The organism is Hyphomonas pacifica, assembly GCF_000682675.1.
Lineage (GTDB): Bacteria > Pseudomonadota > Alphaproteobacteria > Caulobacterales > Hyphomonadaceae > Hyphomonas > Hyphomonas pacifica.
In genome coordinates this window covers 132,601-147,234 of record NZ_AWFA01000012.1, presented here as the reverse complement: position 1 = coordinate 147,234, position 14,634 = coordinate 132,601, and the positions used below count along the sequence as shown (strand labels likewise).

General features: G+C 58.0%; 12 protein-coding genes and 1 tRNA gene. 8 read left to right on the top strand and 5 right to left on the bottom strand.

All coding sequences use genetic code 11. The annotated features are described in order from the left end of the window. The first annotated feature begins 37 nt into the window (after nucleotides 1-37). A complete protein-coding gene (locus tag HY2_RS05570; RefSeq protein ID WP_034825470.1) occupies nucleotides 38-853 on the top strand; it encodes an SDR family NAD(P)-dependent oxidoreductase in 816 nt (271 codons plus the stop codon). 5 nt (nucleotides 854-858) lie between these two features. On the opposite strand, the gene HY2_RS05565 is transcribed toward HY2_RS05570, so the two are convergent. Further along, entirely contained in the window at nucleotides 859-2,064 is a 1,206-nt protein-coding gene (locus HY2_RS05565; RefSeq protein ID WP_034825468.1) for a CaiB/BaiF CoA transferase family protein, read from the bottom strand. Nucleotides 2,065-2,319: 255 nt separating this feature from the next. On the opposite strand from HY2_RS05565, the gene HY2_RS05560 reads away from it, so the two are divergent. Continuing rightward, nucleotides 2,320-4,239 carry a propionyl-CoA synthetase gene (locus HY2_RS05560; protein ID WP_034825466.1) on the top strand — a complete coding sequence of 640 codons (1,920 nt, stop codon included), beginning with the start codon at nucleotides 2,320-2,322 and terminating at the stop codon, nucleotides 4,237-4,239. Between the two features lie 82 nt (nucleotides 4,240-4,321). Then, nucleotides 4,322-5,602, top strand: coding sequence for a glycosyltransferase (locus tag HY2_RS05555; protein WP_051594761.1), 1,281 nt, complete (start codon nucleotides 4,322-4,324; stop codon nucleotides 5,600-5,602). Nucleotides 5,603-5,612: 10 nt separating this feature from the next. Here HY2_RS05555 and HY2_RS05550 read toward each other — a convergent pair whose 3' ends face one another. After that, on the bottom strand, nucleotides 5,613-6,554 hold the full coding sequence (locus HY2_RS05550; RefSeq protein ID WP_034825464.1) for an isopenicillin N synthase family dioxygenase: 942 nt from the start codon (nucleotides 6,552-6,554) through the stop codon (nucleotides 5,613-5,615). Nucleotides 6,555-6,782: 228 nt separating this feature from the next. Between HY2_RS05550 and HY2_RS05545 the strand changes: the two genes are divergently transcribed. Further along, nucleotides 6,783-6,872 (top strand) — tRNA-Ser (locus tag HY2_RS05545). 37 nt (nucleotides 6,873-6,909) lie between these two features. Here HY2_RS05545 and HY2_RS05540 read toward each other — a convergent pair. Next, the gene (locus tag HY2_RS05540; protein ID WP_034825462.1) at nucleotides 6,910-7,584 is read right to left on the bottom strand and encodes a glutathione S-transferase family protein; all 675 of its coding nucleotides are present in this window, start codon (nucleotides 7,582-7,584) and stop codon (nucleotides 6,910-6,912) included. Between the two features lie 12 nt (nucleotides 7,585-7,596). Next, complete coding sequence (locus HY2_RS05535) at nucleotides 7,597-7,968, bottom strand: VOC family protein (RefSeq protein WP_034825623.1); 372 nt, start codon at nucleotides 7,966-7,968, stop codon at nucleotides 7,597-7,599. Between the two features lie 97 nt (nucleotides 7,969-8,065). On the opposite strand from HY2_RS05535, the gene HY2_RS05530 reads away from it, so the two are divergent. The 4 genes from HY2_RS05530 to HY2_RS05515 all read left to right on the top strand — a co-directional run bounded on the left by HY2_RS05530 (nucleotide 8,066) and on the right by HY2_RS05515 (nucleotide 13,820). Next, complete coding sequence (locus HY2_RS05530) at nucleotides 8,066-8,959, top strand: LysR family transcriptional regulator (protein ID WP_034825459.1); 894 nt, start codon at nucleotides 8,066-8,068, stop codon at nucleotides 8,957-8,959. A gap of 111 nt (nucleotides 8,960-9,070) precedes the next feature. Next, nucleotides 9,071-11,437, top strand: coding sequence for a glycoside hydrolase family 3 N-terminal domain-containing protein (locus HY2_RS05525; protein ID WP_233346731.1), 2,367 nt, complete (start codon nucleotides 9,071-9,073; stop codon nucleotides 11,435-11,437). Then, nucleotides 11,434-12,456, top strand: a complete 1,023-nt coding sequence (locus HY2_RS05520) for an SMP-30/gluconolactonase/LRE family protein (protein ID WP_034825457.1) — start codon at nucleotides 11,434-11,436, stop codon at nucleotides 12,454-12,456. Before HY2_RS05525 ends, HY2_RS05520 begins: the two co-directional genes overlap by 4 nt. Next, nucleotides 12,447-13,820, top strand: a complete 1,374-nt coding sequence (locus HY2_RS05515; protein ID WP_051594759.1) for a GntP family permease — start codon at nucleotides 12,447-12,449, stop codon at nucleotides 13,818-13,820. Before HY2_RS05520 ends, HY2_RS05515 begins: the two co-directional genes overlap by 10 nt. Here HY2_RS05515 and HY2_RS05510 read toward each other — a convergent pair whose 3' ends face one another. Next, a complete protein-coding gene (locus HY2_RS05510) occupies nucleotides 13,821-14,591 on the bottom strand; it encodes a thiazole synthase (protein ID WP_034825455.1) in 771 nt (256 codons plus the stop codon). Between the last annotated feature and the right edge of the window lie 43 nt (nucleotides 14,592-14,634).

The window sequence follows — 14,634 nt, the reverse complement described above, 5'->3', positions numbered from 1 at the left end:
GCTAGGGCTAATCATAAAGACCATAAGGGAGGAAAGCATGGGTTTACTGGACGGACGTGTCGCAATTGTTACGGGTGCAGGCAGCGGGATCGGACTGGCAACTGCGGAAGCACTGTCCCTGGAGGGCGCAGCGGTGCTGGCGACAGACATTGACGATAACGGCCTGAAAGTTGCCGCCAGCCGCATCAAAGCCAATGGCGGCAAGGTGGAGACGCTGCAACAGGATGTGACGGACGAAGCGATGTGGGACACCGCCTTTGAGACGGCAGAGAACAAGCTCGGCACGCCCTCCATCCTGGTCAACAATGCCGGCATCGCCATTGGCGGGGCTATCGCGGATTTCTCGCTGGATGACTGGAAACGCCAGATGAGCGTCAATATAGACAGCGTATTCCTTGGCACTCGCGCGGCCATTCGCAGAATGATGGAAAATGGCGGCTCCATTGTGAATATTTCCTCTGTCGCAGGCCTGAAGGGCGCAGCAGGGCTCAGCGCCTATTGCACATCCAAAGGCGCGGTGAGGCTGTTTACCAAATCTGCCGCGGTGGAATGCGCGCAGATGGGCTGGCCGATCCGGGTGAACTCGGTGCATCCCGGGATCATCGATACGCCGATCTGGCAGAAATCCATCTCAAGACTGACTGAGACGATGGACCCGGAGACGGCCAGCATCATGACTGCGCCGGATGGCTCGAATGAGATGAATGTCGCGCTGCTTGGCGCACAATCCTCTCCCATGGGCCGCGCTGGACGCCCGGATGAAGTAGCAAACCTGATCGTCTTCCTGGCGTCCGACAAATCGAGCTATATCAACGGACAGGAACATATCGTTGATGGTGCGATGACGGCCTGACGCGCTCAGACAATCCCCGACTGTTTGAGCTTTTCGACTTGCTCTGGCGTCAGCTCAAGCAGCTCGGTCAGCACGTCGGCTGTATGCTGGCCGAGACGGTCGGGCCCTGCCCATCGGATCTTGCCAGGCGTACCGGTAAGACGCGGAACGATATTCTGCTGGAGAATGCCGGGCCAGCGCTCTGACGGCACTTCAACAAGCGATTGCCGGGCCTTGTAGTGCGGATCTTCCAGCATGTCGGAGGCCCGGAACACCTTGCCCACGGGCACAGCGGCCTCAACCATCGCGGTTTCGATCTCGTCAATCGTGCGGCTGGAGGTCCAGTCATTGATGATCGCGTCCAGTTCGGCCATGTTCTCACCGCGCCCGGCATGGGTTTTGAAACGTGGATCGTCTTTCAGGGCGGGCTGTCCTATGGCCTTGCAGAGGCGCGCAAAGACCGTCGGCTGGTTGGCCGCAATGATGACCATGCCGTCGCTGCCATCATAGATGTTGGAGGGCGCAATGGACGGCAGGACGGAGCCTGAGCGTTCCCGTGTGTAGCCCTCGAACTGGTATTCCGGCACGAGCCCCTCCATGAAGGCCAGAACGGACTCATAGATACTCGTATCAATCATCTGGCCTTCGCCGGTCTTCTCGCGGTGATGCAGAGCTGCCAGCGCCCCAAAGGCCGAGAAGAGGCCAGCCAGGCTGTCACCCAGAGAGATTCCCGCCCTGGAGGGCTTCCGGTCCGGCTCTCCCATCAGATAACGCACACCGCCCATCGCCTCACCGACTGAGGCATAGCCTGGACGCGAAGAGTAAGGGCCCGTCTGGCCATAGCCGGAGACGCGGATCATGATCAGAGCGGGATTGACTTTCTTTAGCTCCTCATAGCCAAGGCCCCATTTTTCGAGTGTGCCGGGCCGGAAATTCTCGATCAGAAAGTCCGCCTCAGCGACGAGCTGCTTTAGTAGGCCCTGTCCCTCTTCTGTGCGCAAGTTCAGTGTGATGCAGCGTTTGCCGCGCGCACAGACACTCCACCAGAGCGGAAAGCCATCCCGGCCCCATTCGCGCAGTGGATCCCCCTGCGCTGGCGGCTCGACCTTGATGACATCCGCGCCCATGTCCGCGAACATCTGGCCGCAGAATGGGCCTGCCACCAACTGGCCAAGTTCAATGACCCGCAGATCTGTCAGCGGACCTGACCGCTCTTTGCTTGTTTCCGGCATATGCCTCTCCGATAAATATCAAGCTGACATCATTCATCCCGACGTCAAGCTGGGACAATCCATATCGAGTCGCTTTCCCTTCTAGCGGGATGCGACCGATTCACCCAAACCTGCCTGAATCTCCCATCTCCCCTCCGAATTAGACTAAAGGCGTATTGTCATGTCCTGCGGCAGACGTAACAGCTCACACGAGGCCTCGCTTGAGACAGCACGCTCCTTGCCTATCTCTGCGACAAGAGGCCGAGGGAGAGATGCATGACCAGCTACAAAGACGTCTACACTTCATGGAAATCTGCGCCGGAAGACTTTTGGGCCGAAGCGGCGAACGCCATCGACTGGGTAAAACCTGCGGACAAGGTGTTTGATGCTAAGCACGGCGTTTACGGGCGATGGTTTGCAGGTGCCGAATGCAATACGGCGTATAATTGCCTGGACCGCCATGTAGAGGAAGGCCGGGGCGATCAGAACGCCCTGATCTATGACAGCCCCATCACCGGCGCGCAGAAGACCTATACCTATTCAGAGCTGCTGGAAGAGGTGGCGACTTTTGCGGCAGCACTGCAATCGCGTGGCATTACCAGGGGCGACCGTGTGGTCCTCTATATGCCGATGATCCCGCAGGCCGCGATTGCAATGCTGGCTTGCGCGCGTATTGGCGCGATACACTCTGTTGTCTTTGGTGGCTTTGCTCCGCACGAGCTGGCAACGCGAATTGATGATGCGACGCCAAAGGCGATGATCTGCGCCTCCTGTGGCATCGAGCCGAACCGCGTCATCCCGTACAAGCCGTTAGTCGATGAGGCGATCAATCTTTCCCGCCACAAGCCGGATACCTGCATCGTCTTCCAGCGCGAACAAGTGACGGCAAATCTGGACCAGGCCCGAGATGCCGACTGGATGGAGCTGATGGACGAGATGTCCACCAGGGGTGAGCGGGCAAACTGCGTACCCGTAGCAGCCACTGACCCACTTTATGTGCTCTACACGTCTGGCACCACCGGCAAACCGAAAGGTGTTGTGCGCGACAATGGCGGCCACATGGTGGCGCTGAAATGGTCGATGGAAAACATCTATGGCGTGAAGCCGGGTGAAGTTTTCTGGGCTGCATCTGATGTTGGCTGGGTCGTGGGACACTCCTACATCGTGTACGCACCATTACTGCATGGCTGCACCACGGTAATGTTCGAAGGCAAACCCGTCGGCACTCCGGATGCTGGCGTGTTCTGGCGCATGATTGATGAGCACAATATCGCCGCGCTGTTCACCGCGCCCACCGCCCTGCGCGCGATCAAGAAGGAAGACCCGCAAGGCATCCTGCTGAAAGGTTACGACATGAGCAGCCTGCGAACCCTGTTCCTGGCCGGCGAACGGGCTGATCCGGATACAATACAGTGGTCTGAGAAACTTCTGGACATCCCCGTTATTGACCATTGGTGGCAAACGGAGACCGGCTGGACGATTGCTGGCAATCCGATGGGTATCGAGCATCTGCCCATTAAATACGGATCGTCCACCGTGCCGATGCCGGGGTATGAAATCCACATTCTGGATGAGGGCGGCCATGAAGTGCCGCGCGGAGATCTTGGCGCGATCTGTGTAAAGCTGCCGCTGCCACCCGGATGCCTGCCGACCCTATGGAAGAATGATGACCGGTTCCGCGAAAGCTATCTGGCAAATTTCCCCGGCTATTACGAAACCGCGGATGCCGGATACATGGATGAAGACGGCTATCTCCACATCATGGCGCGCACAGATGATATTATCAATGTGGCAGGGCATCGCCTCTCGACCGGCGGCATGGAGGAAGTGCTCTCCGCTCACCCGGCCGTTGCGGAATGCGCCGTGGTCAGCGTGGCAGACAGCCTGAAAGGTCAGGTTCCGGTTGGCTTCATCATTCTGAAGGCAGGCGTTGAAGAGCCCTCCGAACAGATTGAAGCCGAGTGTGTAAAACTGGTACGCGAGCACATCGGCGCAGTCGCCGCGTTGAGGAAGGTGATGACGGTAGGCCGCCTGCCGAAGACCCGGTCTGGCAAGATCCTGCGCGCAACGATCCGCAAGATCGCTGACGGCGAAGACTGGGCCATGCCCGCCACCGTGGATGACCCGAAAATCTTCAATGAGATTGAAGACGTCATGAAAGACCACAAGGTCGGCGCGATGACACCAACGGAATAACCGGTTTCCAGCTCCTCTGTATTGAAGTTTCTCCCAGATAGGCCTATCGCAGGGTAATCCGCCATCAGGGGAGCATGGACCAATGAGCCAATTGCGCGGATTGCTCTGCACCTATGGAACTCGCGGCGATGTGGAGCCTTTTCTGGCACTGGCCCAGGGCCTGAAAGCTGCCGGTGTGGACGTAACGCTGGCCACGTCGGAACGGTATAAGGACTGGGTCGAAGGGGCTGGCATCGCCTGCTTCCCCATGTCGGATGCCCCTTTGGCGCTGATCGACTCTCCCGATGGCAAGATGATGCTGGAAGGCGCGGTCAATGTTTTCAAGCGCATGGCGGCGGGGATGCGCCTTGCTAAAAAGTCTGCTCCCCTTACGGAACAAATGATCACAGACAGCTGGAATGCCGCGCAGACCTGCTCGCCTGACTTTATCGTCTTCCACTCCAAGCAATTCGGGGCACCGCACATTGCCGAAAAACTGGGCATCCCCGCCTTTCTGGCTTTGCTGCAGCCAATGATTGTTCCGACGGCTGAGTTCCCTGCCATGGGCCTGCCCGCGCTTCCCTTGCCGGGATACAACCGGCTGACCTACACACTTGTCAGCAAGGGCTTTGCCGCACAACGCAAAAGCGTGAACCGGTTTCGGGAGAACAGTCTGGGCTTGCCGCCTATACATTCTTCAGGTCAGGTTCTCTTTCCTCAGGGGCGCGGCTCCATTCCCATCCTGCACGCGATCAGCCCGTCCGTTCTAAAACGCCCGGATGACTGGCCGGATCATGCCCACATCACCGGATACTGGTCCCTGAAGAAGGACACCGGCTTTACACCGCCAGAAGCGCTGGCAAGATTTCTTGAGGTCGGAGCGCCTCCGGTCTTTGTCGGCTTTGGCAGCATGACCAGTTCGGACCCGGACCGCCTGGCCACCATCGTAACCAGCGCGCTGAAACAGGCCGGGGTGCGCGGTATCATCGGTTCCGGATGGGCAGACCTGAAAATTGAGACATCAGACGATGTGCTCGCCATAGGTCCTGCGCCCTATGACTGGCTTTTCCCGAAAATGTCAGCCGTCGTGCATCACGGCGGCGCCGGTACCACCGCAGAAGGATTCCGCGCGGGCGTGCCCTGTGTGATCTGCCCCTTTTTCGGGGATCAGCCTGGCTGGGCAAGGCTCAGTGAGGGATTGGGCGTCGGCGCAAAGCCTGTCCCGCGCAAGAAACTGACGGCAGACAGGCTTGCCGCCTCAATGAAAGATGCCGTGTCCAATCCGGAGCTGCGCGCAAACGCCGCCAAACTTGCGGAGGATATGTCCAGAGAGGACGGTGTCGCCGCCGCCCTTGATCTGATTTTCCACCATCTGCGCCACTAAGGGCGACCATTCAAGCTTTGACGAGACCGATCTCTCTCAGACGCTCCATCAGATAGTCCTGTGCAGTAATCGCTGGCTCGGCCTTACCCCCTTCAGCAACACAGCCCGGCAAAGGATCGATCAGGTAGTCCTGATTGAAGTGCAGGAAGAAGGGCGTCGAATAGCGCGGGAATTTGACACGCTCCGGCGTGGGGTTCAGCACGCGGTGGGTGGTTGACGGCAGCACGCCAGCGGTAAGGCGTTGCAGCATATCACCGCAATTGATCACCAGCGCGCCCTCAGGCGGGTTTACGTCCAGCCACGTGCCGGAGCGGTGCAGCGCCTGCAGGCCAGCCTCTTCCGCGCCCAGCAACAGGGTAATGACGTTAATGTCTTCATGCGCCCCTGCCCGCACAGTGCCTTCGGACGGCGGGCTCATCTGCGGCGGATAGTGCAGCAGGCGCAGGATGGAGTTGCCGAAATTGACCTTGTCATCAAACCAGCCTTCCGGCAGGCCAAGATGCAGCGCCACGCCTTCCAGGATCTGACGCCCCATCTCATCCAGTGCATTGTAGAGCGCGCGCGTGCTCTCATCGAAGGACGCGACTTCGGAAACCGAGGGCGTATCGGCCATGGTCGTGCGATATGGGCTGTCAACGGGCAGGTCTCGCCCGGTATGCCAGAATTCTTTCAGGTCGGCATGGGCATTGCCCTTGGCGTTTTCGGTGCCAAAGGCCGTGTAGCCGCGCTGGCCACCGCCGTCGCGCCCGTCATATTGCGCTTTCACCTCTTCCGGCAGGGCGAAGAAGGCCTTGGTTGCCTCCAGATTGCGATCAATGATGCCTTGATCCACGGTATGCTCTGAGACGACCGCAAAGCCGGTTTCTCGGAAAGACTGGCACAGTGCGTCGCCAAAAGCTTTCTTATCCTTGCGAAACAAGGAGAATGGAACCGGCTTGAAATACTCTATCATCTTGATCGCCTGCCTCTTTGTCCGGAGTATAGCCGCACATTTTACCACATGTCTTCCAGCCTGCCACACGGCCAGATCACATAGCGGCAATATGGCGTAGCTTGAAATAATGGGGGAAATAAGCCCGGCGCCCGCTTTCTTGCAGCTCAGAGTGAACATTTTCCCGCCTGACAGGGCATGGGGGCTTGCGATCAGGTTAGGCTTTCACTAGACCGCTATTTCCGCGATGGAGAGGTGGCCGAGTGGCTGAAGGCGCGCCCCTGCTAAGGGCGTATACGTTAACGCGTATCGAGGGTTCGAATCCCTTCCTCTCCGCCACTTTTCTAGATGTTCCTTATTTCTCATTCCTTCCGATTCAATTGAGCTGCCCGAGGACGCAACCGGCATGACTCTGCTTTGTCGCAATGAATTGGCTGAGTTCGGCCTCATACGTGTAAGGCACGGCACCCATGACGGAAGGCCTGTTCTGGACACGCGCCCACCACGTCCTTAGATCTTCCGAAAGAGTTGGTCCCACTTTCCTTGCGCAGACCTGATCGAGCACTGGAAAGTATCGAAAAAGCGTAGCGAAGACGATGTCAGCAAGACCGAATGTACCGCCATTGAAGTAGTCATCCGGACAAAACCGCCGAGTAATCAGGTCTAGGCGTTCAGCCAGCTCTGACATCGAGGCAAAGGCTGCCGAAGCGGTCTGGTCACAGTAGATAATACGCGCAACAAGGCTCAACATTCCGTCAGCAAAAGCCATCCACGCCTCCTGCTGTGCCCTTGCAAGCGGATCAGTCGGCAGCAGTACACCCCCGCTCAATTGGTCCAGATAACGCACGATAACAGTGGACTCGAACAACCATTTGCCCGGCTCTGCCTCAAGCACGGGAACCTGCCAGCCGGGGGAAATGTCCCCCAGCCAACCAGGCTTGTTGTCGAGGTCTATGTCCGTGCGGTCAAAGCTGATTCCGGTTTCCAGCATCACGATGACAACGCGCTGCACATAAGGGCACAGCCTGTGTCCGATAATCATGTGAGACATAACCAGCGCTCTTTAGCTGGTCATGTTGTGAATGTTGAGCTTGTTACCGTCCGGGTCACGGAAATATGCGGCGTAAAAGCCTTCCGCGCGAAAACCCGGCTTTCCCTCATCCTGACCGCCCAATTCCAATGCCTTGGCGTAAACAGCGTCCACCTGAGCCGGATCTCTGGCAACGAGGGCAATCATGACGCCATTCCCAACCGAGTAGGCTTTGCCATTTTCAGGCACATGAATTGAAAAGGCTGCTCCGCCAGCCTCACCTGACCATACGATAAAATCATCCATGCGCATCGCCTGCTTTGCGCCCAGAAGGCCAAGCAGCGCGTCATAGAACATCTCGGCCCGGGCGAGATCCCTTGTTCCTAGTGTCGTGTATCCAATCATTCTTATCTCCATGGTTTAAGCTACCTCAAGAGAAATATTTCCTTTCATAATTGATGGATATAATCATATTTGCGTTGCCTTATTGCAGATTTGAAATATGAACCATTTTGACTGGAACCTGATCAAAGTTTTCCTCGCTGTCTGCGAAACCGGCTCACAGGTCGAGGCGGCGAAACGTATAGGCGTAAGCCATGCAACAGTATTCAGGCACATTGGCGCATTAGAAAATCAAACGGGCACCCGCCTTTTTGACCGCATCAAGGGGCGGTTGATTCTTACCGATGCCGGCAACGAGCTGAGAGACATTGGTCTTGGAATTGCCCAGTCCTTTGAGGCCATCGACCGGCGCGTTTCCGGTCGGGATGGCACCATACAAGGTGTGGTGCGGCTCACTGCTCCACACAGCTTCTCTCACACGGTGCTACCGCGTTATCTGGCCGAATTTTGCACGACACACCCAGGTACTCAGGTCGAATTGCTGGTCTCCAATCAGGAAGCCAATATCTCTGACAGAAGCGCGGATATTGCCTTGCGGGTGGTCCACAATCCACCGGATTATCTATGGGGCCGACGGATATTGGAGATTGATTGGGGCGTTTATGCCTCCCCGCATTATCTGGCAGACGCACCACGGCTAGAACAAGCCAGCGACTTGTCCGAACACAAACTCATCCCTCCAGCCGGCCAGCTTATGCGCCACCCCGTGTTTGTTGCAGCACTCAGCAAAAAGCAACCTCTCTCACCTACAATGTGTGACGACCTGACCGCCATGGCAGCTCTTGCTGTTGCAGCCTCTGGTGTTGCCTTATTGCCGGACGACTTGCGCAGGCCTGACTTGAAGCGGTGCTTCACTTATCCGCTGGGCACCCCTAACACGCTGTGGGTTCTCACCCATCCAGACTTGCGGAATGTCCGGCGGATATCTGTATTAATGGACTTTCTGGCAAAGTCATTTCGCAACGATCCTTATTGGCCTTCTGACAAAGCCTAGCCAAAACAGTCAGTGTAATCGTTTTCATGTTAGCGTTGACAACGTTGTTCAAGCGAACAAAACTCCCCTCAAACAAGCGCGCAATAATGCGCGACCATGGGGAGGATATACATGACCGATAGCCGGATACGCTTGCGTTTGCCTTTGGCTCTAATGGCGCTAGTCAGCAGCTCGTGCACCACACAGCCTCCTGTAGTGGCCGAATCGGTTGTCGCGACCGCGCCAATTGAAGCGCCCGCTGAAGCCTGCAAGCCAATCGAGAGCCTGACGAACGCCAGCGCCAGGGTAAAAGACCTCGTCGCGCAAATGACGTTGGATGAGAAACTGGGTCAGCTTAACCAGGCCGCTGGCGGGCGCAGCAAATCCCTGAATTCCAAGCTGACGCCAGAAGAGATGGAAAAGGTCCGCCGGGGCGAGATCGGATCTTACCTGCATGTGGCGGGTGCAGAACCTCTGGGAGAGCTTCAGAGAGTGGCTGTCGAGGAAAGTCGGTTGGGTATTCCCCTGCTCTTCGCTATGGATGTGGTTCACGGCTACCGCACGATCTTCCCGGTGCCGATCGCCATGGCCGCCACCTGGGACCCAGAAGACTGGAGACAGGCCGCAGCGATAGCTGCTGACGAATCTTCCGCCGCCGGTCTTCACTGGACCTTTGCGCCCATGGTCGACATTACGCGTGACCCGCGCTGGGGACGCATCGTAGAGGGCGCGGGCGCCGATCCATATCTTGGCGCGCGCATGGCCGAGGCGCAGGTCGAAGGCTATCAGGGCACGGACCTCTCCTCTCCTGAAACCATTCTTGCCACAACCAAACATTTCGGCGCCTATGGCGCGCCGACTGGCGGGCGCGACTACGGCACGGCTGATATCAGCGAGCAAAGCCTGATGGAAACCTATATGCCGCCCTTCTACGCGGCCACCCGCGCCGGAACAGGCTCCATGATGACGGCATTCAATGACATTGCAGGCGTACCGACGACAGCAAATGAAGTTCTGATCGACGGCCTGTTGCGCGGCGACTGGGGCTTTGAGGGTATGATCGTGTCGGACTGGAATGCCATCGCAGAACTAATGAACCATGGTGTGGCCGCAACGCGCGAAGAAGCCGGCGTGCTGGCCCTGAAAGCGGGCGTCGACATGGACATGACGAGCAATGTTCTGCCTACAGATATCCGAAATGTCGTGCAGGCTGACGAGTGCCTGATGCAGGATCTTGATGCCGCAGTGGCGCGCATCCTGACAGCAAAGGAGCGTTTGGGTCTGTTTGATGCGCCCATGGCCTATCATGATGCCCAGCGGGAAGCGGAGACGTTGCTCAGCCCGCAGCACCGTCAAGCCGCTCGTGAAGCCGCGACACGCGCCATGGTTCTGTTGAAGAACAAGAACGGCGCCCTACCCCTCTCCAGCTCCCCACAAACCATTGCCGTGATTGGTGGACTGGCCGAAGACAAGATGACCCAACTCGGTTCCTGGCGTGCGCAGGGCAAACCTGAAGATGTTGTCTCGCTTCTGGACGGATTGAAACAGAACGCCCCTGAAGGCACACGGATCACCTACGCTGCAGGGGTCTTTCCGAAGGGCGACGGCGAGGCGACTCTGGACGCGGCAATTGTAACCGCCTCAGCGGCTGACCGCATTCTGCTTGTGATCGGGGAAGACTACGACCTCTCTGGCGAAGCGCGCAGCCGGTCTGACATCGCCCTGCCCCGCAATCAGGCAGAGCTGGCCGAGGCGATGTTCGCAATCGGAAAGCCTGTCACGATCATTCTGGTTACCGGGCGTCCACTGGCCATTGAAAGCGAAGCGGCCCAGGCAGACGCTGTACTCAACACATGGATGCTGGGCGTCGAGGCCGGGAACGCGCTGGCAGATGTGCTGTGGGGGAAAGTGTCGCCTGCGGGGCGTTTACCGATTGAGTTCCCAAGGCGTACGGGCGCTCTGCCGCATACCTATTCCGAATATCCCGGCGGACGCCCGGCTGATTCTGACCTGACAAAAGATACCAACCGCTACATGGATATTCCGATCACGCCTCTTTTCCCGTTCGGGCACGGTCTCAGTTACACTCAATTTGAGTATGGAGAACTGAACACGGCGTCCACCACGGTGCAGGCGGGCAAAGACATCGTTCTCAGCATTCCGGTTACCAATACCGGCAAGGTGGATGCGGACGAAGTCGTCCAGCTCTACATGCGAGACCCATATGCCAGTATTGCCCGGCCGAAGCGCGAATTGCGCGGCTTCCAGCGTGTGAACATTCCCGCAGGACAAACAAAAACGCTCACCTTCACGCTCACCCCCGACCAGGCGGCGATCTACAAGAGCGGTACAGGCTGGGTAGTTGAGCCCGGCAAACTGGAATTCATGGTAGGGGCTTCAGCGGCTGACATACGCAGCAGCACCGAGATTACCCTGACTCAACAAACGATAACCGGCACCCCGGCAAGTGCCCTGCCAACAAGGATCCGTATCGAATGAGCTACACACGCAGACTCTTTCTCGCTTCCGCTGCCAGCACCGGGCTCGTTTCGGCCTGCGCAATGCCGCGCCTGCCTTCCTTGCGGAAATCATTGGACGTAGAAATCCTGGACAATTCAGCGCGCGATCTGATTAGTCCGGGGGCCAGGCTGGATGTTTTGGCCTCTGGCTACACCTGGAGCGAAGGTCCTGTCTGGGACCGAAAGCGAAGCTGCCTGTATTTCTCGGATGTTCCGGAGAATACTTGCTGGAAGTGGACCGAGGATGAAGGCGCAACGGTCTTCCTGCAGCCATCCGGCGCGCCAACGGATGAGACACAAGGCTTTCGTGAGCCGGGCGCGAATGGTCTCGCAATAAGCCATGATGGACGCCTGTTGATCTGCAATCACGGACGGCGGGCCGTACAGTCCATGGATATAGACACGAAGCAGCGCACCACACTGGTCAGCGCTTATGATGGCAAACCGCTCAACAGCCCGAATGATGTTGTCGAGGCATCAGACGGAACGCTGTTCTTCACTGATCCTCCATATGGGCTGGAGGGTATGAATGACTCTCCGCTCAAGGCGCAGGATGCCAATGGCGTCTATCGCTTTTCGCCTGATGGCAGCCTGACCCGTGTCATCAGCACAATGACATTCCCGAATGGGGTAGCGCTCTCCCCGGATCAGAAGACGCTTTATGTCACGCAGTCAGACCCCGATGCCGCTCACCTTCTACAGATGGGACCGGACGGCGCGGAACCTGAACTCCTGTTCGATGCAGCACCCTTTATGGCAGAGGATGCTCCCGGCCTGCCGGATGGCCTGGCCATTGACGAGACAGGCCACATTTTCACAACAGGCCCCGGCGGCGTCTTTATCCTCTCTCCTGACGGCACACCGCTTGCCCGCATCAAGACCGGCAAAGCAACCGCCAATTGCTGCTTTGGCGATCCTGACGGGCGAACCCTTTACCTGACCGCCCATGATACATTGATGCGTATCCGTACGAGAACGCGCGGGCTGGGATGGAGTTGATCGAAAGCCTTCAGGCCTATCGGCCACTTATCGCGGCAGGGCTTGGCATTGCAGCCCTGCTGGTGCTGATTTTGAAAGCCAGGCTGAATGCGTTTGCCGCCTTGCTGCTGATCAGCATCTTCAGCGCCCTTGCCGCCGGGCTGACGCCCGACCAGTCTTTTGCGACGATCACAAACGGCATGGGGGGCACGCTGGGCTTTATTGCGACGATCATCGGACTCGGCGCCCTATTCGGCGCGATCCTGCAGGCTTCCGGCGCGCTGCAGGCGCTCGCATCCAGGCTCTCCAATACAGCCAGCTTCACGACGAACCAGTGGCAGATCGCGGGCATCGCCCTCTTGGCCTCCACACCAGTCTTCTTTGATGTGGCGCTAATCATCCTGGCGCCTCTGATCCTGACCATGGCGCACGCCAAATCTCGGCCGCCTCTGGCGCTCGGCTTGCCCCTGATGGCAGGCCTTGCTGTGGGCCACGCCTTTCTGCCACCGACACCGGGACCTGTAGCGATTGCCGAACTGCTGGGGGCAGAACTTGGCTGGGTGATCCTTTTCGGGGCCATTTGCGGCGCAGTCGCGCTGGCCGTGTCTGGTCCACTTCTTGCGGTTTTTCTAGAACGGCAAAGTCTGCTACCTGAAGGAGACTCAGACTTTGACTTCGAGATTGTAGAGCCCGCAGACTTGGCGGCGTCTACTGCCAAGTTTGGCCGCGCCGTGTTTCTCATCGTACTGCCGCTGGCACTGATCCTTCTGGGAACACTGGCGGAGCTGTTGCCGCCCGGCCCCTTGCGATACATCCTGTCGGTCACAGGGCACCCCTTCAGCGCTCTGCTGATAGCCTGTGGCGCAACATGGATCCTGCTCTATCCCGCGACACAGGAAAGCCGTGAGTTGATGTCGAAAGCCATGGCCAAGGCCTTTGAACCGACAGGCGCCGTTATTCTTGTCACCGGGGCTGGCGGAGCGTTCAAGCAGGTTCTTGTGGATACAGGCGCGGGCACCCAGATTGCCGATGCTGCGCTAAGCGTGGGCTTTGGCCCGCTTCTAACAGGCTATGCGCTGGCCGTTATCCTGCGCCTTGCCCAAGGCAGCGCCACCGTTGCGATGATCACATCGGCGGGGCTGACAGCGCCTCTCCTGATTGCCGCACCATTGACTGCACCGCAACTAGGGCTCTTGACCATTGCAATTGCCGCCGGGGCCAGCACAGGCAGTCATGTGAATGACAGCGGCTTCTGGCTGGTTGGGCGCATCTTCGGGATCACGCCGGGGGAAACACTCCGGACCTGGACCGTCTCCACGAGCCTTATAAGCATCGTGGGCTTTGCCATGTGTTCCTTGATTTACATGCTACTGGCAGTTTTCTGATCAGATCAGCCCGGCAAGCGGTGAGCTGGGATCAGCGTACATCTTCTTGGGCATCCGGCCGGCGAGATAAGCTTCACGGCCTGCGATCACAGCATGTTTCATGGCGCTGGCCATCATGATCGGATCCTTGGCTGCGGCAATAGCCGTGTTCATCAGAACGCCATCACAACCAAGCTCCATCGCCATGGCCGCGTCAGAAGCCGTACCGACACCGGCATCCACGATTACCGGCACACGCGTCTGCTCAACGATCAGACGAATATTGACCGGGTTCATAATCCCAAGACCTGATCCAATCAGACTGCCGAGAGGCATAATCGCGCAGCACCCGGCGTCTTCCAGCATCTTGGCATAGACCGGATCATCCGAGCAGTAGACCATCACTTCAAAGCCATCAGCGATCAGCGCTTTGGCAGCCTCCAGCGTCTCCGGCATATTAGGGTACAGTGTCTTCTGATCAGCCAGCACTTCCAGTTTCACCAGATTCCAACCGCCTGCCTCGCGCGCAAGTCGCAGCGTGCGAACAGCCTCGTCCGCCGTGTAGCAGCCGGCTGTGTTGGGCAGATAGGTGAACTCGTCAGGTTTCACGAAATCTGTCAGCCGTTCCTGTTCAGGGTCAGAGAGATTTACCCGGCGCAAGGCAACCGTGACGATCTCGGCACCCGCGGCACGCGCCGCGTCGGCATTCTGCTGATAGGATTTGTACTTTCCTGTCCCGACGATCAGGCGGGAATTATACGTCTTGCCGGCAATAGTAAGTGAATCTGTCAAAGGTCTAACCTTGGTCTGGAAAGGAAAATTGATGGCCTCTTTA

Excerpts from the sequence above, each read along its gene's own strand:
- HY2_RS05570 (WP_034825470.1), top strand. The coding sequence starts at position 38 with ATGGGTTTACTGGACGGACGTGTCGCAATTGTTACGGGTGCAGGCAGC.
- HY2_RS05565 (WP_034825468.1), bottom strand. The coding sequence starts at position 2,064 with ATGCCGGAAACAAGCAAAGAGCGGTCAGGTCCGCTGACAGATCTGCGG.
- HY2_RS05560 (WP_034825466.1), top strand. The coding sequence starts at position 2,320 with ATGACCAGCTACAAAGACGTCTACACTTCATGGAAATCTGCGCCGGAA.
- HY2_RS05555 (WP_051594761.1), top strand. The coding sequence starts at position 4,322 with ATGAGCCAATTGCGCGGATTGCTCTGCACCTATGGAACTCGCGGCGAT.
- HY2_RS05550 (WP_034825464.1), bottom strand. The coding sequence starts at position 6,554 with ATGATAGAGTATTTCAAGCCGGTTCCATTCTCCTTGTTTCGCAAGGAT.
- HY2_RS05540 (WP_034825462.1), bottom strand. The coding sequence starts at position 7,584 with ATGTCTCACATGATTATCGGACACAGGCTGTGCCCTTATGTGCAGCGC.
- HY2_RS05535 (WP_034825623.1), bottom strand. The coding sequence starts at position 7,968 with ATGATTGGATACACGACACTAGGAACAAGGGATCTCGCCCGGGCCGAG.
- HY2_RS05530 (WP_034825459.1), top strand. The coding sequence starts at position 8,066 with ATGAACCATTTTGACTGGAACCTGATCAAAGTTTTCCTCGCTGTCTGC.
- HY2_RS05525 (WP_233346731.1), top strand. The coding sequence starts at position 9,071 with ATGACCGATAGCCGGATACGCTTGCGTTTGCCTTTGGCTCTAATGGCG.
- HY2_RS05520 (WP_034825457.1), top strand. The coding sequence starts at position 11,434 with ATGAGCTACACACGCAGACTCTTTCTCGCTTCCGCTGCCAGCACCGGG.
- HY2_RS05515 (WP_051594759.1), top strand. The coding sequence starts at position 12,447 with ATGGAGTTGATCGAAAGCCTTCAGGCCTATCGGCCACTTATCGCGGCA.